The sequence below is a fragment of the Arthrobacter sp. RCC_34 genome (assembly GCF_041360795.1).
Taxonomy (GTDB): Bacteria; Actinomycetota; Actinomycetes; order Actinomycetales; family Micrococcaceae; genus Arthrobacter_E.
Map to the genome: position 1 here is coordinate 300,240 of NZ_JBFUPW010000001.1, position 18,687 is coordinate 318,926.

The 18,687-nt window shown below is 69.2% G+C and carries 14 protein-coding genes and 2 tRNA genes; 10 read left to right on the forward strand and 6 right to left on the reverse strand.

All coding sequences use genetic code 11. From position 1 onward, the window contains the following. The first annotated feature begins 66 nt into the window (after positions 1–66). On the forward strand, positions 67–2,079 hold the full coding sequence (locus AB6732_RS01370) for a DUF2264 domain-containing protein (protein WP_370957738.1): 2,013 nt from the start codon (positions 67–69) through the stop codon (positions 2,077–2,079). On the opposite strand, the gene AB6732_RS01375 is transcribed toward AB6732_RS01370, so the two are convergent. From AB6732_RS01375 to AB6732_RS01385, 3 genes are read right to left on the reverse strand one after another with little or no spacing between them, the layout of a single operon-like run. Then, positions 2,060–3,547, reverse strand: a complete 1,488-nt coding sequence (locus tag AB6732_RS01375; protein WP_370957740.1) for an APC family permease — start codon at positions 3,545–3,547, stop codon at positions 2,060–2,062. The genes AB6732_RS01370 and AB6732_RS01375 overlap by 20 nt on opposite strands. After that, positions 3,544–4,767, reverse strand: coding sequence for a glutathionylspermidine synthase family protein (locus AB6732_RS01380; RefSeq protein ID WP_307497836.1), 1,224 nt, complete (start codon positions 4,765–4,767; stop codon positions 3,544–3,546). Before AB6732_RS01380 ends, AB6732_RS01375 begins: the two co-directional genes overlap by 4 nt. A 2-nt stretch (positions 4,768–4,769) precedes the next feature. Further along, complete coding sequence (locus AB6732_RS01385; RefSeq protein ID WP_370957742.1) at positions 4,770–5,492, reverse strand: Tat pathway signal protein; 723 nt, start codon at positions 5,490–5,492, stop codon at positions 4,770–4,772. A gap of 223 nt (positions 5,493–5,715) precedes the next feature. Between AB6732_RS01385 and AB6732_RS01390 the strand changes: the two genes are divergently transcribed. Together AB6732_RS01390 and AB6732_RS01395 are read left to right on the forward strand one after the other, a co-directional pair. Further along, positions 5,716–7,227, forward strand: coding sequence for an ATP-binding protein (locus tag AB6732_RS01390; RefSeq protein WP_370957743.1), 1,512 nt, complete (start codon positions 5,716–5,718; stop codon positions 7,225–7,227). Next, positions 7,224–7,898: a response regulator gene (locus AB6732_RS01395; protein WP_370957744.1), complete on the forward strand. Its 675-nt coding sequence runs from the start codon at positions 7,224–7,226 to the stop codon at positions 7,896–7,898. The genes AB6732_RS01390 and AB6732_RS01395 overlap by 4 nt, the downstream gene beginning before the upstream one ends. Positions 7,899–7,911: 13 nt before the next feature. Here the strand turns inward: AB6732_RS01395 and AB6732_RS01400 are convergent, their stop codons facing one another. Continuing rightward, complete coding sequence (locus AB6732_RS01400; RefSeq protein ID WP_370957745.1) at positions 7,912–8,325, reverse strand: GNAT family N-acetyltransferase; 414 nt, start codon at positions 8,323–8,325, stop codon at positions 7,912–7,914. 84 nt (positions 8,326–8,409) lie between these two features. Here AB6732_RS01400 and AB6732_RS01405 point away from each other — a divergent pair, with 84 nt between their 5' ends. From AB6732_RS01405 to AB6732_RS01425, 5 genes are all read left to right on the forward strand, one after another. Continuing rightward, complete coding sequence (locus tag AB6732_RS01405) at positions 8,410–9,066, forward strand: MOSC domain-containing protein (RefSeq protein ID WP_370957746.1); 657 nt, start codon at positions 8,410–8,412, stop codon at positions 9,064–9,066. 451 nt (positions 9,067–9,517) lie between these two features. Continuing rightward, positions 9,518–11,767, forward strand: coding sequence for a DEAD/DEAH box helicase (locus AB6732_RS01410; protein ID WP_370957747.1), 2,250 nt, complete (start codon positions 9,518–9,520; stop codon positions 11,765–11,767). A 98-nt stretch (positions 11,768–11,865) separates the two neighbouring features. Then, the gene (locus AB6732_RS01415; protein ID WP_370957748.1) at positions 11,866–12,210 is read left to right on the forward strand and encodes a LysM peptidoglycan-binding domain-containing protein; all 345 of its coding nucleotides are present in this window, start codon (positions 11,866–11,868) and stop codon (positions 12,208–12,210) included. 120 nt (positions 12,211–12,330) lie between these two features. Continuing rightward, positions 12,331–12,402: transfer RNA gene (locus tag AB6732_RS01420), tRNA-Thr, on the forward strand. Between the two features lie 62 nt (positions 12,403–12,464). Then, positions 12,465–12,538, forward strand: a tRNA-Met gene (locus AB6732_RS01425). A 153-nt stretch (positions 12,539–12,691) separates the two neighbouring features. On the opposite strand, the gene AB6732_RS01430 is transcribed toward AB6732_RS01425, so the two are convergent. Beyond that, positions 12,692–13,174 carry a GNAT family N-acetyltransferase gene (locus AB6732_RS01430; protein ID WP_370957749.1) on the reverse strand — a complete coding sequence of 161 codons (483 nt, stop codon included), beginning with the start codon at positions 13,172–13,174 and terminating at the stop codon, positions 12,692–12,694. 183 nt (positions 13,175–13,357) lie between these two features. Beyond that, positions 13,358–15,334: a DUF5107 domain-containing protein gene (locus AB6732_RS01435; RefSeq protein ID WP_370957750.1), complete on the reverse strand. Its 1,977-nt coding sequence runs from the start codon at positions 15,332–15,334 to the stop codon at positions 13,358–13,360. Positions 15,335–15,672: 338 nt separating this feature from the next. Here AB6732_RS01435 and AB6732_RS01440 point away from each other — a divergent pair, with 338 nt between their 5' ends. Together AB6732_RS01440 and AB6732_RS01445 are read left to right on the forward strand one after the other, a co-directional pair. Further along, positions 15,673–16,608 carry a DUF308 domain-containing protein gene (locus AB6732_RS01440; RefSeq protein WP_370957751.1) on the forward strand — a complete coding sequence of 312 codons (936 nt, stop codon included), beginning with the start codon at positions 15,673–15,675 and terminating at the stop codon, positions 16,606–16,608. Between the two features lie 385 nt (positions 16,609–16,993). Beyond that, entirely contained in the window at positions 16,994–18,622 is a 1,629-nt protein-coding gene (locus AB6732_RS01445; protein ID WP_370957752.1) for an ABC transporter substrate-binding protein, read from the forward strand. The last annotated feature ends 65 nt before the right edge of the window (positions 18,623–18,687 follow it).

Below are 18,687 nucleotides of genomic sequence, written 5' to 3' on the forward strand. Positions count from 1 at the left end.
GTCAAGAGCTGTCCGGGGTCTGACAGCCCAGCGCCGCCGCTGCGGTGCCCTCGGGCAGGGGAGAGGGTGAATGGACAGGTGAACGACGACGCCGCGCAGCGCCGCGCGTACTGGTTCGGCTTCGCGGACCGGCAGCTCCTCGCGGTGCGTCCGCACTTCTCGCCGGGACACGCTCTGCTGCGGCTTCCTGGACGCCCGGCGTTCTCCGGGGTCCGCTCCGACGAACTCGAAGGCTTCGCCCGCACGTTCCTGCTGGCAACTCTGCGGGTCGCGGGGTCCGGCGGCGACGACCCGCATGGGCATCTGGACTGGTACCGGCCAGGGCTGGTGGCGGGCGCGGCGCGCACCGACGCCGCTTCACAGAGCGCCGGCGAATCCTGGAACCCCGTCGTCAGCCGGACCCAGGCCCTGGTCGAGGCGGCGTCCGTGGCGATCGGGCTGCAGCTCACCCGGCCCTGGCTCTGGGACCGCCTGGATCCGGAGGAACAGGACACGGTCGCTTCCTGGCTGCAAGGCGCCGGAACCGCCGACCCCTGGGACAACAACTGGGTCCTGTTCAACGCCCACGTGGCGGAGTTCCTGGCCGGCGTCGGCCGTGACCACAACCCGGAGCACATCACCGCGGCCCTGGACCGGATCGAGGACTGGTCCGTGGGCGGCGGCTGGTACCGCGACGGGGACAACGGCGGCACCGGCGACTTCTTCGACTACTACTGCGGCTGGGCCCTGCACCTCTACCCCCTGCTCTGGTGCCGTTTCGCCGCGGACCGGGCCGTCGACGGCCCTCACCCCTGGGCGGCCGACCGGCTGCCTCTCTACCGGGAACGGCTGGGCGAATTCCTCCGGACGTACCCGGCCTTCTTCGGCGGGGAAGGGGAACCGATCCACCACGGTCGCTCGCTCACCTACCGCTTCGCCGCGGCCGCTCCACTGGCCCTGGGCGCGCTGTTCCTGGAACCAGGCGACCCCGGCGGGGACGCGGAGTCACTGGCGCGGGCCGGGAGCCTCGCCACGGAGACCCTCCGGCACTTCGACACCCCGGAGGCCTTCCCGGACGGGATCGCCTGCCTGGGCTGGCAGGGCCCGTACGAGCCCATGATCCAGAACTACTCCGGACCCGGCTCGCCGTACTGGTCCGCGAAGGCGTTCCTGGCGCTCCTGCTCCCGGAGGACAGCTCCTTCTGGAACACTCCCGCAGAGACGGACCCGATGAGCCCGGACCCGGTCCTCCTCTCCGGTCCCGGTTTCCTCCTGCACCGCGGACCGGACGGCGTCGCCCAGCTGGTCAATCACGGCAGCGACAAGCACTACGGCCCGGGCAGCGACAACGCCCTCTACAGCCGTTTCGCCTATTCCAGCCATACGGGGCCATTGCGGCTGCCGGGGGAGGGTCTCGGCAGCGGCACCGATCCTGTCCCGTCCGAAGCGGTGGACAATCACCTGGCCGTGCTCGACGCCGCGGGCCGCGCCTCGTGGCGCACCCGGATCCATCGCCTCGAGACCGGCCCTGGCGCAGGCTCTGGCACTGGTCCAGACGCGGCGGCCGCGAGTTTCCACCGGCCCGTCTGGACGGCCACGGAGGACGAGGCGGAGCAGCCACTCACCGTCGCCACCGGCACGACGGCGCACGGCGGCTACCAGCTGCGCGTGCACCGGGTTCAGCTTCCGGCGGGTCCTGCCGGGCGGTACGACGGATGGTCCGTCCGCGAGGGTGGCTGGGCCGTCACTCCCGGGGTCCACGCCACTCTCTGGCCTCTCACGCAAGGCCCTCTCACGCAGGGGCCTCTCGCGCAGCGCCCTCTCACCCAGGGGAGCGCCGTCGTCGTCGGTGAAACGCACGGCACCACCGCCTTCGGCGAGGCGCGGTGCCCGACGGTCACCACCTCACTGAGTGCAGCCACGACCCTCCTCGCCTCCGTGCATCACCTCGGGCTGGAGGCGCCCGGGCACCGGCCCGGACCGTTCACGCTCACCGAAAGCGGGGGATGGGTGCGGGCGTCGGTCCGGATGCTTCCCCTCCAGGATCAGGAGGGGAAGCCGTTCACGCTCGAACTGGGGTTCAGGACGCCCGGGACGTGAAGTAGGCGCGGGTCGCCGAGGAGAAGCGCGCCCAGAGCAGCAGCCCTATCCCCAGGACGGCCAGCACCAGGACGACCACCAGGGTCCCGCCCACGCCGCCGGCGGCGGTCTGGGAGAACTCGGGCTTCGCCCACTGAATGATCCCGGACACGAACGCCACGGTGAGCAGCACCCCGCCCAGGAGCGGCAGGATGCCCCGGAACCAGAGGTTCCGGGCGGAATCGCGCAGCGTGTGCCGGAAGGTCCAGACGCACGCGAACGCGGTGACCGCGTAGTAGAAGGCGATGAAGACCGTCACGGCGTTGGCGGAGTCGATCATGACGTTGGCGCCCAGGAAGGTCAGCACGAGGTAGTAGATCCCGGCCGCGCCGAAGACCACCCAGGAGACCGTGCGAGGCGCCTGGGTGGCGGGCTCCACGGCACCCAGGCGTGCGGGCAGCGCGCCCTGACGGCCCATCGCCAGCAGGCTGCGAGTCACGGGCAGCACGGTCGCCTGGGCGCCGGAGAGGATCGAACCCAGCAGGGACACGAGGATCACCCAGCCCCACGGTCCCAGCGCCGTCTCGCGGAGGGCCCCCATGACGTCTCCGGAGTTGTCCGGGTTGCCCAGGCCGATGCCGTTGGTGTCCGTGGAGGCGAACATCATGAGCAGCACGGTGAGGGCCAGGTAGACCAGGACCAGGGCGACCGTGGAGAGCAGCGCGCCGCGGCCGGGGGTGCGGGAGGGGTCGTCGCTCTCCTCATTGAGCGAGAAGCACGTGTCCCAGCCCCAGAAGAGGAAGATGGCCAGGAGCACGCCCTGCCCGAGGCGGGACGGATCCTGGAGGGCGGCGCCCAGATCGAACCAGCCCCAGTGGAAGACTTCGGAGGCGCCGTCGCGGACCACGCCCACCACGAGGGCGATCGCCAGGACGCCCAGAGCGATGTATTGCACATAGGTCAGGGTCCGCTGGACGTTCTCACCCATCCGGATGCCGCGCGAGTTGACCCAGCACATGGCGGCCATGATGACCAGAGCCGTCGGGACGGTCAGCCAGGGGGAGACCTCCCAGGAACCCCGGGAGATGAGCGCCCACAAGTACTGCGCCGCCACATGACCCAGGTTCACCAGGACCACCACGCTCGCCACGGCGGTGGCGAACCCGGCGGCCCAGCCCGTGTAAGGGCCGAATGCGCGCCGGACCCACGTGAAGGAGGTGCCGCAATCGGGTTCGCGCGCGTTGAGCTCCCGGAAGGCCAGAGCCACCAGGAGCACCGGGGCGAAGCCCAGCACGAGCGCCAAGGGGGCGAAGTCGCCCACCCGGGACACGATCAGCCCCAGCGTCACGGACAGCGCGAAGACGGGCGCCGTGGAGGCCATGCCCAGCATCGTCAGATCGCCCAGGTCCAGGATCCCGGCCCGGAGGCCCTTCGGCGTGACGGCGACGGCGGACGAGGGGCCGCCGTCGGTGATGCCCTGACGGCTCATGCCGCACCTCCTGTGAACGCCTGAGCGGCTTCGGCTTCCAGCTCCGCGGCGGTGGGCGCCGGGGCGTCGATGATGTTCGGGACGAAACGGCAGAAGAAGTCGGTGACAGGGCCGTCCGACTCCCGGATGCCGCAGCCCACGGACTCGCCGCCCACCACCCAGAGGCCCAGCACCGGATGACTGCCGTCGAAGTCCGGGAGCTCCTGGTACTGCTGGTAGCACCAGCCCTCCCGGCCGTAGTCGCCGGGCTGTTCCAGGTCGATGCCCGGGGCGTGGATGCGGATGTTGTCGCCCTCGCGGCCGTGCAGAGGCTTGGCCACCCAGGCGGTCAGGTCGCGCGGCGAGTCCAGATAGGCGGGCAGGAGGTTCGGATGTCCGGGGTAGAGGTGCCAGAGGGCGGCGAGCAGCGCCTTGTTGGAGAGCAGCATCTTCCAGGCCGGCTCCACCCACTGTGGGTTGACCTCACGCCGCAGGAGGTACTGGCCGAAGGGTTCCTTGGCCATGAGTTCCCAGGGGTACAGCTTGAAGATGGTGCTGATGGGGAAGTCGTCCATGTCGACGAATCGCTGGTACCCGTGGTTCCAGCCGATGTCGGACATGTTGATGCCGACGGTCGCCCAACCGGCCTGTTCGGCCACGTCCCGCATGTAGCCCGTGGTCATCCAGTCCTCGCCGGAGTCCTCTTCCTCCGCGTGCGCCAGGTGCAGACGGGACATGCCGGTCCGGGCCTGGTAGCGCCGCCACTGCTCGATCAGCGCCTCGTGGATCCCGTTCCACTGATCCTTCTCCGGCATGACGTCCTGCAGCCAGTACCACTGGGCCAGCGACGCCTCGATCAGACCGGTCGGGGTGTCCGCGTTGTATTCGAACAGCTTGGCGTCCCCGCCCTTGCCGTCATAGGCGAAGTCGAAGCGGCCGTAGATGTCCAGGTCGCCGGCGTCGAGGGACGCGACGGCGAGCTCCCGCGCCTCGGGCCCGATGCCCAGGTCGCCCATGGCCCCGGTGCCCAGGAAGCGTGCGGCCTCCAGGCACATGCGGTGCATCTCCTCGGCCACGAGTTCCAGGCGTTCCACTTCGTCCATCTGGAACTCGTAGTACGCGTTCTCGTGCCAGTACTCCACCTGGGTGCCGTCCGGCTTGGTGCTCGTGGAGAACACCAGTCCCACGGACTCGATCTTCTCGCGCCAGTCCGGGCGCGGGGTGGCGGGCTTGCGTTCCATGGTCAGCCTCCCGTGCTTCGGCCGCCGGAGCTCTTGCCGAAGCCGCCGCGGCTCGTCGTGCTCTTGGTGAAGCTGCCGCCCTTGGAGGAGAAGCCCTTCGCGGCGTGAGAGCCCTTGGGCAGGGTGGACGTGCCGCCCGAGTAGTTCTTCACGGAGGAGCCGATCGCCGGGATGCTGCTGCCGCGGGGGAAGAAGTACCAGCCGTAGTGCGTGTGGCTCCGGCCGGCCGTGCTGCTGGCGCCGGAATCCTCGCACTTCGAGTCCTCCACGCGCTGCTGCGTGGATTCGTCGGTGCAGACCTGGGCGTAATCGTCGTCGTCGTTCTGGCTGGCGACCACGGCAGTGATCGTGCCGGCCAGCAGGGCGGTCACGCCGAGGGTGATGACGACGGTGCGCCGCCGCTTCCGCTTGGTGTTCCGGCGTTCGGTGGCCTCGGCTTCGAGGGCGAACGGGTCCACGGCGGGCGCCGGGCTGCCGCCGTTCCCGGCGGTGGAGGAACCCGGAGCGGCTCCGCCGTGGGGCGGAATGCCGGCGCCGTAAGGCGGCTGTCCGGGAGCGCCGGCTGCCGCGAAATCCTCGTGCAGCGGCGGCTGAGGCGGCTGCCAGGGAGGGGTGGGGGAGGAGCCGTCCTTGCGCCGTCCCGCACCACTGTCCGCTGGCGGCATGCCGGCGGGATCCCCCTGTGGGGGCTGCTCCGCTCCGGACGGTGTGTCGTTGTGGGCCATGGGCCTGTCCTCCCCGCGAGTGCTTCCGTGACCTTGCCGGACGCGGCCCGGCAGGAGGCGGCGCATCCGGCACGGTGTGACCGATCACGCTCAGTGTACTGAGACGGGACCGGAAAGGAAGGCGGATGACATGGGGAGGACTGCCCATCCCGTCCCGGAGGCCCAGGGACGGACCTTCCGTGGACCTTCCGCGGGCCCCGGCCCGGCCTGCGAGACTGGTGACATGACGCAGACGCAGAACTGGGCGCTGACCCGCACCTGGGCCCGGAGACTGTTCGGGGTGCAGCGGCCCGGGCTGGGCCTGGTCCTGGCGATCGTCCTCCCGGCGGTCCTCGAGGCCGCGGTCACCGCCACCGGGTTCCGCGACTTCCCGGTCGTCATGCTGCTGCATCTGGCGGTGGCGGTCCTGGTGGCCGCGCTCGGCGGGCTCTGGCCGGCCGTCCTGGCCTCAGTGGTCGCGACCCTGCTGCTCAATCTCTTCTCCACCCAGCCCATCGGGTCGTTCCACATGGTCGATCCGAAGGCCGCGGTGACCGTGGTGATCTTCCTCGTGGTGGCGTGCTCCATGGCGCTCGCGGTCGGCCTGGCGGGGCGCCGTGCGATCCAGGCCGAACAGGCCCGCGACGAGGCCTCCCTTCTCAACGGCCTGGCGCTGCGCATTCTCGGCTCGGACGACTCCCTCGAATCCTTTCTGCACCGCCTGAGCGAAACGCTGGACGGCCGCCCGGTCTCCCTCCTCTCCATGGAGGACGACGGCGCGTGGCCGCACGGCGCGCAGGTGGAACGCCTGCTCGCCAGCACCTCGCCCGAGGCGCCGGTGCGGTCGGCGGCCGCGGAAGCCGCCGTCGCCGTCGGGGACCAGTACCGTCTCCTGGTGGGCGGAGCCGAACTGGACGCCCGGCAGCAGCACCTGCTCGGGGCGTTCGTCGCCTTGGTGGTGGCCGTGCGGGAGCGGCAGGAACTCGTGGTCAGCCAGCGGGAGAACGCCAAGCTCAGCGAGGGAAACGTCATGCGCACGGCCATCCTCCAGGCCGTCTCCCACGATCTGCGCACGCCGATCGCGGCCATCAAGCTCAATGTGGCCACGTTGCGGCAGCCGGGCATCGAATTCAGCGCGGAGGAACGGGCGGAGCTCCTGGCCTCCGTGGAGGATTACACGGACCGGCTGTCGTCCCTCGTGGCCAACCTGCTGGACATGTCCCGGCTCACGGGCGAATCGGCCGCGCCGCTGCTGCAGCCCGTGCGCTGGATCCAGGTGATGGGTTCGGCGCTGCAGGGTGTCCCGGCCGGGCTGGTGACGCTGGACGTCGACGGACGGCCGCCCGTGGAAGCGGATCCGGGCATGTTGGAACGGGTGGTCGCGAACATCGTGGAGAACGCCGTCCGGCACGGGCGCGGATCCCGCATCACCCTCACGGCCCGGGAAGGCGTGGTGCTGTGCGGGCGGCCCGCCGCGGAACTGCGCCTTGCCGATCACGGGCCGGGCATGGACCTGGACCGGCAGGAGGAGCTGTTCCGCCCGTTCCAGAGCCTCCACGATTCCTCGCAGGGCGGGGTCCGGGGCGTGGGCCTGGGGCTCGCCGTCGCCCGCGGCTTCACCCTGGCGATGGGCGGCCGGCTCCACGCGGAGGAGACGCCGGGTGGTGGCGTGACGATGGTTCTGACCTTGCCGCTGTCCGCGGGACCGGGCCAGGTTGGACCGGACGCCGTGAAGACGACGGAGGGGCGGCCATGACGAAGGTCCTGGTGGTGGAGGACGAATCCGGGATCGCCCGAGCGCTCCAGCTGAATTTCAAGGCCCACGGCTACCAGCCGCTCCTGGCGCCCAATGCGGCGGTCGCCCGACGGCTCGCCGCCGACGAGCAGCCCGAGGTGGTCGTCCTGGACCTGGGCCTGCCGGATGAGGACGGCGTGGATTTCATCCGGTGGCTCCGGCAGTGGAGCCTGGTGCCGGTGATCGTGCTGTCGGCGAGGCACGGGTCGCAGGACAAGGTGGCCGCGCTCGACGCCGGGGCGGACGATTACGTGACCAAACCCTTCGGCATCGAAGAGCTCATGGCGAGGCTGCGGGCGGCGACCCGGCGCTCCGCCGTCGCGCAGGAGATCCCGCAGGTCCAGGGGGCGGATTTCACGGTGGACCTGGCCGCGCGGAAGGTCACCCGCGAAGGGGCCGAGATCCGCCTGACCCCCACTGAGTGGAGCATCCTGGAGATCCTGGTCCGGAATCAGGGCCGGCTGGTCAGCCAGCAGCAGCTGCTCCTGCAGGTGTGGGGGCCGGCGTACGCCAAGGAGACGCAGTACCTCCGCGTCTACCTGAATCAGCTGCGCCGCAAGCTGGAGAAGGACCCTGCCACGCCTCGGCACCTCATCACCGAGGCCGGGATGGGGTACCGCTTCGAACCGTAGGGGGCGGTCTGGGTCAGAGCTTCACCATGAAGCGGGAGGGATCTCCCAGCGGCCCGAAGCCGTACTGCTCATAGAGTCCGTGCGCGTCGGCGGTCGCCAGGAGCACCCGGCGGAGGCCCAGCGGCTCGAGGTCGGCGATCACTCCACCGATCAGGTCCTTGCCGACACCCCGGCCGCGGACCGAGGGGTCCACGAAGACATCGCAGAGCCACGCGAAGGTCACTCCATCGGTGACCACCCGCGCGTAGGCCACCTGGCGACCCGTGGACCGATCGAACACCCCGTAGTTCCGGGAGGAGTCCATGGCGGCGTCCTGCCTCGGCCGCGGCCGTCCCTGCGCCCAATAGGACTGTTCGCTGAGCCAGCGGTGCACCTGCTCACGGTCCATGTCATCGAGCAGAGCGGAGAAGCGGTAGGCGGAGTCCATGGCCTCACGGTAGTCCGGACTCCCGGGGGCGGCGAGTCGAAGCGACCCGTTCCCCGGTGATGGGGGCTTTAGTAGGCTGGTCGCATGCATCCCGGAACCGTCCTGGCCGTGTGCCGTGTCCACGAACTCCGCCCCGACCCGGAGGGCCGGGTGGGGGTCACCGCCATCGACAAGCGACCCGTCGAGGGCCCTGTCACGGTGCACCGACTGGGCCTCCACGGCGACATCCAGGCAGACCGTGCCAACCACGGCGGGTTCGACCAGGCGGTCTACGCGTACTCGCAGGAGGACGCGGACCACTGGGCCGCTGAGCTCGGCCGGGACGTCCCTGCCGGGTATTTCGGGGAGAACCTGCGCCTCGCGGGCATCGCCACCACGCAGGCCGTGATCGGGGAACGCTGGAGGATCGGGACCGACGTCGAACTCGAAGTGACCTCGCCGCGCGTCCCGTGCGCCACTTTCCAGCGCCGCGTGGACGAGACGGCCTGGGTCCGCCGCTTCACGCAGGAGGGCCGGGTGGGCTGCTACCTCCGGGTCATCAAGACCGGCGACATCCGCGAAGGCGATCATGTGCACCGGGTGTACGTCCCGGACCACGGCATCACCGTGGGGGAGTGGTTCAGCGAGCCGACCCTGGAAATGGTCGACGCCCTGCGGGACGCCGAGGCGGACGGCCACATCGTGCTGCAGGACGAGTACCACCTGAAGTTCGAGAAGCTGGAGAAGCGCCTCGGCCGCTGAGCCGCGCTCGTTGCGTGCTCAGTTGTTGCGGGTGTTTCGCATCGGAACCCGCAACAACTGAGCACACAACGCAGTGGGTGTGGGCAAGCTAACACCGCGAGCTGCCGCCGTCGTGTGGCGCCGGCCCCGGGCCGTCCCGTATGATGGAGACATCCCCCAATCCGGTTTTCCATTTATCCTGCCCAATTTTTGAGGCAGGACAGGTTGAACAAGGGGTCCACAGGGTGTGTGGGCAATTCATGGAACGGCCGGCTGAGCACGTAGAGGCTCGGAAGAAAGCACTGCGCAGAACTCGCTGAGAGAGCGACAGGGATGCAGTGGGATGCCTGGCCATGGGATTGCAAGAGCGCTGGGTTTCCGAGCATCGGGTCAACCGGCTCCGATGCCCGTACTGGCGGCCGCCCCTGACTGTGTGTGCCCGCCCGGCTGGAATGAATGAGGTTCCTCCACCGTGCCCGAAAACAATCTGACTGAGAACAACTCCGCCGAGACCGTCGAGAACGAGACCGTCCAGGCCCCCGCAGAGAACACCGCCGAAGAGAACACTGCCGCTCAGGCCGTGGACGCCGCTCCGGCCGACGCCGACACCGCTGCCCCGAAGGGCGACGACGACGGCGCCATCAAGTTCACCGACCTCGGCATCGACGGCCGTGTGCTGGCCGCCCTGAAGGACGTCGGCTACGAGAAGCCGTCCCCCATCCAGGCCGCCACCATCCCGCTCCTGCTGGAAGGCCGCGACGTCGTGGGCCTGGCCCAGACCGGCACCGGCAAGACCGCCGCGTTCGCCATCCCGGCCCTGTCCCGCATGGCCGAGCTGCATGACACCAACGGCCCGTCCCGCAAGACCCAGGCCCTGGTCCTGGCACCCACCCGTGAGCTCGCGCTCCAGGTGGCCGAGGCCTTCACCTCCTACGCCAAGCACATCGACGACTTCACCGTCCTTCCCGTCTACGGCGGCTCCGCGTACGGCCCCCAGCTGGCCGGTCTGCGCCGTGGCGCACAGGTGGTCGTGGGCACCCCCGGTCGTGTGATCGACCACCTCGAGAAGGGTTCCCTGGACCTCTCCGAGCTGCAGTACCTGGTCCTCGACGAGGCCGACGAGATGCTCCGCATGGGCTTCGCCGAAGACGTCGAGAAGATCTTCCAGGAGACCCCGGAGGACCGCCAGGTCGCCCTCTTCTCCGCCACCATGCCCGGCCAGATCCGCCGCATGTCCAAGCAGTACCTGAACAACCCGGAAGAGATCTCGGTCAAGTCCAAGACCACCACCGGTGCGAACATCCGCCAGCGGTACGTGCAGGTCATGGGCCCGCACAAGCTGGACGCCATGACCCGAATCCTCGAGGTCGAGGACTTCGACGGCGTGATCGTCTTCGTGCGCACCAAGATGGCCACCGAGGACCTGGCTGACAAGCTCAAGGCCCGCGGCTTCCAGGCCGCCGCCATCAACGGCGACATCGCCCAGGCCCAGCGTGAGCGGACCGTGGAGGCCCTGCGTGACGGCCGGATCGACATCCTGGTCGCCACCGACGTCGCGGCCCGAGGCCTGGACGTCGAGCGCATCAGCCACGTGGTCAACTTCGACATCCCGCACGACACCGAGAGCTACGTGCACCGCATCGGCCGCACCGGCCGTGCCGGCCGCAAGGGCGACGCGATCCTCTTCATGACCCCGCGCGAGAAGTACCTGCTGCGTGCCATCGAGCGTGCCACCAAGCAGCCCGTGGAACACATGCACCTGCCCACCGCGGAGACCGTGAACAGCCTGCGCATGAGCAAGTTCGCCGACCAGATCACCGAGACCATCGAGTCCGAGGACCTGACCGCGTTCCGCGACCTCATCGCCTCCTACGAAGAGGAGCACAAGGTCCCCGCCGCGGAGATCGCCGCGGCCCTGGCCGTCATGGCCCAGGGTGGCAAGCCCCTCCTGGTGGAAGAGCTTCCCGCGACTCCGGACTTCCAGAAGCGTGAGCGCAACAAGGACGGCTTCAACTCCCGTGGCCCGTCCCGCTCCGTCACCGAGGGCAACGCCACCTACCGCATCGCGGTGGGCCGTCGCCAGCGCGTGCTCCCCGGCTCGATCGTGGGCGCCATCGCGAACGAGGGCGGCCTGAGCTCCTCGCAGATCGGCGGCATCGACATCCGCAGCGACCACACCCTCGTGGAGCTGCCGGCCGAGCTGACCAAGGATCAGTGGGCCGCTCTGTCCCGCACCCGGATCGGCGGAGAGCTCATCCAGCTTGAGCTCGACAATGGCCGTCGCCCCAACCGGGAGCGCAACGACCGCGGTGGTGACCGTGGCTTCGGCGGCGGACGCGGCGGCAACTTCAAGGGCAACGGCGGGTTCAAGCGCGAATTCCGCAAGTCCGACGAGGGCGGCTTCAACCGTGGCGAGCGCGGCGGTTCCGACCGTGGCGACCGCGGTGGCTTCACCCGTGACCGTGGGGAGCGCAGCAGCGCCGACCGTGGCGGACGCACCTATTCCGAGCGCAACGAGCGCAGCTATGATCGGGACAGTGGTTCCCGCGGTGGATACGGGGAACGGCCGCGCACTGGCGGCTACGGTGAGCGCTCCGGCGGCGACCGTGGCAACAGCGGCTTCGGTGAGCGCTCCGGCGGTGACCGTGGCGGCAACAGCAGCTTCGGTCAGCGCAAACCGCGCCACGGCAAGGGCGACTTCGGCGGACGGAACAAGTGGTAAAAAACTTCTCTGAAGAGGCGTTCACCCCTGGGGTGGGCGCCTCTTCGGCGCATTCAGGGCATGGTCCGGCGCACCGGGAGGACGCTCCGGTCGATGCGGTGCCGGCGGGTGCTGAGCCCGACGACGGCGAGGGCATCGGCGCCGCTGTCGGAGCGCACTTCGCGGCGGGATCGGCTGAGGAGGCCGCTCCCGGGGAAACCTCCGCGGGACTGTCGCCCGACGACGGCGGGACCCCCGGCGAGGCGCCGGAGGAGACGGAGGTGCTGGCCGCCGTCGTCGTGCCGGAGAGACCGCGGGAGGTGACCGTGGAGGAGGGGGAGACTCTGGAGTCCGTCGCGGCGCGCTGGGGTGTCGATGCGGGTGAGTTGGCGGCGCTGAACGCGTGGCTCGTGCCGAACCCGAGATCGCTGTTTCCCGGGCAGGTCCTGAGGCTCCACGTCTGAGCCCACGGAGAGCCGTAAAAGGCCGATGAGCTGGGCGGATGTGATCTGCGTCAAACATGGGGCGTGGGTGCATTCTCGATTTGGCGCGCGGCCCCGGATCCGGTAAAGTATTTCTTCGTTGCCCCCTTAGCTCAGTGGTAGAGCGCGTTCTTGGTAAGAACGAGGTCGCCGGATCGATTCCGGCAGGGGGCTCTGGATGAGTGGCCTGTGTCAAGGCGGTTTTGACCGGCTTGGCATGGGCTTTACTCATCCGTGGCGGCGTAGCTCAGCTGGTTAGAGCGCACGACTCATAATCGTGAGGTCCCGGGATCGAGTCCCGGCGCCGCTACCGAGAAAGGCCCCCGGAACCACGTTCCGGGGGCCTTTTGCGTTCCCCACCCAAGCCCCCTCCATCGACTGCTCCAGAGGATGCCGTTTTCTCCCGGAAAAGCGTGATTCCGGCATCGTATGGAGCAGTCGATGGAAGGACGGGGGACGGGGATCAGGAACGCAGGAACCGAAATCCGAGCTGCTCGTAAAGCGTTCGAGCCGCAGTGGCCGAGTCGTCGACGCGCAAGCCGACCTCCACCTGTTCCGTCATCAGGACCTTCTGCACGAGCGCCCGTCCGATCCCCGATCTCCGGTAGGCGGGGAGCACGAAGAGATCGATGATGAAGGGCCCGCGGGGCACGTCGTCCCATGGCGGGTCCGACACGGTCAGGATGGCGCCCGCGAGCAGGCCATCGCGCCAGGCCCCGAAAGAGGACCAACTCAGCAAGCGCCCGTATTCGCCCTTCCACGCCGCCAGAACGTCGGCGGCGGCTTCGTCGAGGGACATCTCCTCGGGCGTCCCAACATAGGTCTGCCAGTACGCCTCCCCGATGGCCGGGAGGTCCTCCTGCGTGATCGGCCGGAACTGTACTCCCGGAATCGGTTCGTGCGAGACCGGCGGCTCCGCGTTCGACAGCATGAGGGAATTGGCCATGCCGGTGAGCGTAGGAGACGCGGGACCGGATATCAACACCGGCCGCGGAGGCGACATGCCTGCGGATCGGTGCGGTTCTTCTCTGCCACCCCTCCATCGACTGCTCCACACGATGCCGAAATCGCGGATTTCCGGGGGAAAACGGCTTCCTGTGGAGCAGTCGATCCAAGGGCTGGCGGGCGATCAGGTCATCGTGAAGTCGTACTCCACGGGGAGCGGTTCGCCGGGGACGGCCGACTCCCAGAGCTCCCGCAGCACGTTCACACCCTCCCGGAGATCCGGAACCTCGATGCCGGCCTTCAGGAGTTCGGCCACCTCCTGGGTCCGGCCCAGGGCGTGCAGGGTCCGGGCCCTCAGGAGCAGCAGCCGCCCGTGGAAGAACGCCGTGGGTTCCTCGAACGGCACCCCCGACAGCAGCGCGAGCGCCTCCTCCGGCTCCCCGGCCTCGAGGACCGCCTCCAGCGCCTCGGCGAGCAGCCGCCGGTCGTCGGGAAGGAGCGCGCACGCCGTGCGGTAGCGAGCCACGGTCTCACGGCGCACCTCCTCGCCGCTGACGTCGTCGACGTCGCTGCCGTCGACGACGACGGCCCGCCCTCGCGCGATCAGCGCGAGGCCGCGGTGGGCCAGGGCAGTGTCGCGAACGGTGAGCCCCGCCGTCGCCTGATCCAGGGCCTCCAGATACAACGCCCGGGCCTCGTCGACCCGGCCCGCACCGTGCGCCATGAACGCACGATGGATCACGGCCGCCGGATCGCCCGCCAGCGCTGCGAGCCGTTCCTCCCACAGTGGCCCGGCCGGCTGCGTGGCGGCCCCGGGGAACGCGCCGTCCCGGAGCAGCGCAAGCCACGGTTCCTGCTCGGCGCCCAGCGAGGACTCGGGGAACGGCGTGCCGACCGGGAACGACGGGAGCCCGGACTTCTGGCGGGCCAGCGCTTCGAGAGCGCCCCAGCCATGCCCCTGGCCCAGGATCTCGTCCACCGGGAGGTCCATCCGCGCTTCGGCGGCCCGGTGCGCCTCGTCGAGGGCCGCACGGTTCAACAGCTTGTCCACCCGTTCGACGCCATGCGCCACCGCCGCCGGCCACTCCGCCGCGTGCGCCCGTGCCGGGTCCAGGCCGGCGTTGCCATAGGCCTCGGTCCAGCTCCACGACGACCCGCCCGGAAGGGGCAGGTGCTGGAACTGCGTCTGCGCGAGCCCCGCCTGGATCTCCGCGTACTCCCCGCCGTCCGGGGTCAGCCAGCGCTGCCAGTGGCGGCCGCCCTCGCTCGTGCCCCAGACGAAGAGCTTGCGGCCCCGCAGCCGGTCGGTCGAAAGCATGGCGAGGCCGTCGCCGTCGTCGTCCGCGGTGAGCACCCACTTCCGCGCCGCCTCCGGGACGTCGAAGAAGAAGTCGTTGGCGTGCATGTTCCGGGCCGGCCACGTGCAGTCGCGGCCTTCGTGACGACTGGGGTCGACCACGGTGATGCTCGAATAGTCGCTCGAGTAAGCCGTCGCGGCGGGTGCCAGGACCCTGGTCCCGGGGGACTGGGGAACGGCCGCGTTGGACCACCAGTACATCGGCACGTCGTGGTCCTGGGGGTTGCTGATCCGCACCGAGACGAACAGCACCGGCGAGTCCTCGGGCAGCCACGCGTCGACCTGGAACACGACGCCCCGCAGGCGTTCGTACTCCCAGAAGCGCAGCACCTCCTGCCCGTCCGGTCCGCGCACGATCCCGTGGTGCAGCGGGGCGCACGTCGTGGGGGAGTGGCCCCGCGTGCCGATGTTCCATTCGATCCCTCCGGCGAACCAGGCGTTCCGCAGCGCGAAGTTCGCCAGCTGCAGCGTGCCGGGAGTGTGGAGGAGCTGCTTGCCGCTCCGCTTGTCGAACAGCTCCCACAGCCGGCCGCCCCAGCCGGGCAGGAACACGGCCCGCAGCAGCCCGTTCTCCAGCACGACCGCCTCCACCTCCCGGTCCTCCAGCGTCCGCCCGTAGCCGTCCTGCGCGGTGTAGGGGTGCAGGCTCGGCGGATACCCATAGCCGATGTCCCCAAGTCCCGCCGCCGCTCCCGACACGGGATCGTACGGCGTCTCCGGCAGCGGGCCGAGGAGCGGCAAGGTCCCGTCGGGGCCGAGTGCGGCGGCCTTCAGGCGGAGTGAGGAGACGGTGATGCTGGCCATGGGAACTCCCGGAGACGACGACGGCGTTGGGCTGGGGCGGCGACCCGTCACTGAGTCGCACTCACCGCCGATTCTCGCGGGGCCGCGCGGGACGGTCCAGGGCGGCGGGGCCAAGTGGTCGGCAATGAACAGAACCGTCTCTCGGCGGAGCCACTCGAGCAGCACCCTGGCCCGCATCGACTGCTCCATAGGGTTCCATTCCAGCGCGGAAATCCGGTCGAAGTGGAACCCTATGGAGCAGTCGGTCCGGGGCGTAGTCTGAGGATCGGACGAGGTGGGGGCCGTCAGGCGCCCCGCCGCATCCGCACTCGACCGCATCACTTCCTTGAGGGACCGCCATGACAGAGAACAACCCGGGGGACCCGTCCCGGCCACAGAACCCTCCGCCGTCGTATCGGCCGGCACCGGGCTACCCGCCGCACAGCGCCGGAGTCCCCGGGCAGGGCGGTGGCCAGAACGCCGGTGGCCAGAACGCCGGTGGGCCAGGCCAGAACCAGCGGCCCGGTCAGAATCCCGCAGGCCCGGGGAATCCCGCCGCCCCGGGCTACGGTGCGGGGCCGCATCAGGCCGCGTACGGCCAGTCCGGGTATGGCGGGCCCGGGTTCCCTCCGCCGCTGCCGCCGCAGGGCAAACAGTCCAACGGGCTCGGCGTCACCGCGCTGGTCCTGGGCATTCTGGCGCTGCTCGCCTCGCTGATCCCGTTCGTGGGATTCATCGCATTCATTCTGGGACCGCTGGCCATCCTGTTCGGCATCCTGGGCCTCGCGCTGCGCAGGAACGCCGGGAAAGGCACCTCGATCACCGGAATGGTCCTGGGCGCCGCGAGTATCGTCGTCGCGCTCGTGGTCACCTCGCTGACGGCCGTCTTCCTCGGCCAGATCACCGAGAAGACCGGCACGGCGGACACGACCACGTCTCCGAGCGCCGAATCGACCCCGTTCGCTCCGGCCACCGAACCTGGCGTCCCGCCCAGCAGCACGTCCAGCACCGACGCCGTCGCGGGCAGCAAGGTGGAGCTCATCGCCACCGTGAGCAAGGGCAAGGCGAGCGTGACCTACAGCGTGGGCGGAGACAGCGCCGACAAGGATTTCACGGGGCAGTTCACGAAGCAGGGGACGCTGGACAGCGTCGTCGGCCTGGCGACGATGGTGGTCCTGGGCGACCCGCTCGTCGAGGACCAGCAGCTGGGCTGCGAGATCCGCGTGGACGGGAAGACCGTCAAGAAGGAGACCGGGAAGACGGCGGTGAGCTGCACCGTCACCAAAACCCCGTGAGCCCGGGCGCCCACGCGCCCGCCGTCGTCGCGCCGTCCCCCTCCGCCGTCCCCCAGGCAGTCACCCCGACCGTCACCCTCAATCGACTGCTCCACACGATGTCTTTTCCCGCCGAATTCCGGTGAAAAAGGAATCCTGTGGAGCAGTCGATGAGGGGAGGGGGAGAAGGGCTCGTTCCACACCGGCGCCGTGCAGCGGAACCGGTGCGGCGCCGTCGTCCGGTTCGGCCGCGCCGCATCACACTTTGGTAAACAGGTGTTGTGTGCTGCGCATCACATTCGCTAGTGTTGCGTCTGGCCTGAACTGGCAACACTTCTTTCAGATGTGGCCCGGGCCGGCGAGCGTGTGTTCCCACGCGCTGGAAGACTGACAAGGAAGTTCTCCGATGGCAACGAACAAGATCGCCCTGCGCAGTGTTATCGCACTCGCCGGGGTTTCCGCCCTGGCGTTGACGGCCTGCACCGGCCCGTCCGGCGGGGGGACCTCCACCGGGGGCAGTGGTGGGACCACCATCGCCTACGGCACCACCGACAAGGTCACCGCACTGGATCCCGCGGGCTCCTACGACAACGGCTCGTTCATGATCATGAACCAGGTGTTCCCGTTCCTCATGAACTCCAAGCCTGGCAGCGCCGAGCCTCAGCCGGACATCGCGGAGTCCGCCGAATTCACCAGCCCCACCCAGTTCACCGTCAAGCTGAAGTCCGGCCTCAAGTGGGCCAACGGACATGTCCTGGATTCCAAGGACGTGAAGTTCAGCTTCGACCGTCAGATCAAGATCAACGACCCGAACGGCCCCGCCAGCCTCCTGGGCAACATCGCCTCGATCGCCGCCCCGGACGCCACCACCGTGGTGTTCACCCTCAAGCAGGCGAACGACCAGACCTTCGCCCAGATCCTGTCCAGCCCGGCGGGCCCGATCGTCGACGACGAAGTGTTCCCCGCGGACAAGCTCCTCTCCGATGAGGACATCGTCAAGGGCAAGGCGTTCGCCGGTCAGTACGTGATCGATTCGTACAACAAGAACACCCTGGTCAGCTTCAAACCGTACGCCGATTACAAGGGCCTGCTCGGCGCTCCCGCCAACAGCGGCGCTACGGTCAAGTACTACACCGACCAGAGCAACATGAAGCTCGAGATCCAGCAGGGCGCCATCGACGTGGCCAACCGCAGCCTCAGCGCCACGGACATCGATGACCTCAAGAAGGACTCCAAGCTCAAGGTGCACGTCGGCCCCGGTGGCGAGATGCGCTACGTCGTCTTCAACTACGACACCATGCCGTTCGGCGCCAAGGCTCAGGGCGCGGACCCGAAGAAGGCCCAGGCCGTGCGCCAGGCCGTCGCCAACCTGGTGGACCGCCAGGCGATCGCGGACCAGGTCTACAAGGGCACCTACCTCCCGCTGTTCTCGAACGTGCCCAGCGGCTTCCTCGGCGCCAACACCTCGTTCAAGGACCTGTACGGCACCGACGGCAAGCCGGACGCGGACAAGGCCAAGAAGGCCCTCGCCGACGCCGGCGTCGCCACCCCGGTAGACCTGAAGCTCGAGTACAACCCGGATCACTACGGCAAGTCCTCCGGCGACGAGTACGCCATGGTCAAGGACCAGCTCGAGAAGTCGGGCCTGTTCAAGGTGGACCTGCAGTCCGCCGAGTGGGTCACCTACAACAAGGCCTCCAAGGCCGATGCGTACCCGGTCTACCAGCTCGGCTGGTTCCCGGACTTCTCCGACCCGGACAACTACCTCACCCCGTTCTTCCCCAAGGGCGGCTTCATGAACAACCACTACTCGAACCCCGAGGTGGACAAGCTCATCGCGAAGCAGCTCACCGAGAAGGACAAGACCCAGCGCGAGAAGGACATCCAGGATGTCCAGAAGCTGCTGGCTCAGGACATCTCCACTCTGCCGCTCCTCCAGGGCGCGCAGGTGGCCGTTTCCGGTGCGAACGTCAAGGGCGTGGAGAGCACGCTGGACGCCTCCTTCAAGTTCCGGCTCGGCAGCGTTTCCAAGTAACACGACGGCAGGGGGCCGGGAAGCTTCATTCCCGGCCCTCTGCCGTTTCGGCTGTCAGCTCCTGA

Coding starts and splice junctions, on each gene's coding strand:
- AB6732_RS01395 (WP_370957744.1), top strand. CDS start 7,224: ATGACGAAGGTCCTGGTGGTGGAGGACGAATCCGGGATCGCCCGAGCG.
- AB6732_RS01440 (WP_370957751.1), top strand. CDS start 15,673: ATGACAGAGAACAACCCGGGGGACCCGTCCCGGCCACAGAACCCTCCG.
- AB6732_RS01385 (WP_370957742.1), bottom strand. CDS start 5,492: ATGGCCCACAACGACACACCGTCCGGAGCGGAGCAGCCCCCACAGGGG.
- AB6732_RS01390 (WP_370957743.1), top strand. CDS start 5,716: ATGACGCAGACGCAGAACTGGGCGCTGACCCGCACCTGGGCCCGGAGA.
- AB6732_RS01375 (WP_370957740.1), bottom strand. CDS start 3,547: ATGAGCCGTCAGGGCATCACCGACGGCGGCCCCTCGTCCGCCGTCGCC.
- AB6732_RS01380 (WP_307497836.1), bottom strand. CDS start 4,767: ATGGAACGCAAGCCCGCCACCCCGCGCCCGGACTGGCGCGAGAAGATC.
- AB6732_RS01430 (WP_370957749.1), bottom strand. CDS start 13,174: ATGGCCAATTCCCTCATGCTGTCGAACGCGGAGCCGCCGGTCTCGCAC.
- AB6732_RS01405 (WP_370957746.1), top strand. CDS start 8,410: ATGCATCCCGGAACCGTCCTGGCCGTGTGCCGTGTCCACGAACTCCGC.
- AB6732_RS01435 (WP_370957750.1), bottom strand. CDS start 15,334: ATGGCCAGCATCACCGTCTCCTCACTCCGCCTGAAGGCCGCCGCACTC.
- AB6732_RS01445 (WP_370957752.1), top strand. CDS start 16,994: ATGGCAACGAACAAGATCGCCCTGCGCAGTGTTATCGCACTCGCCGGG.
- AB6732_RS01400 (WP_370957745.1), bottom strand. CDS start 8,325: ATGGACTCCGCCTACCGCTTCTCCGCTCTGCTCGATGACATGGACCGT.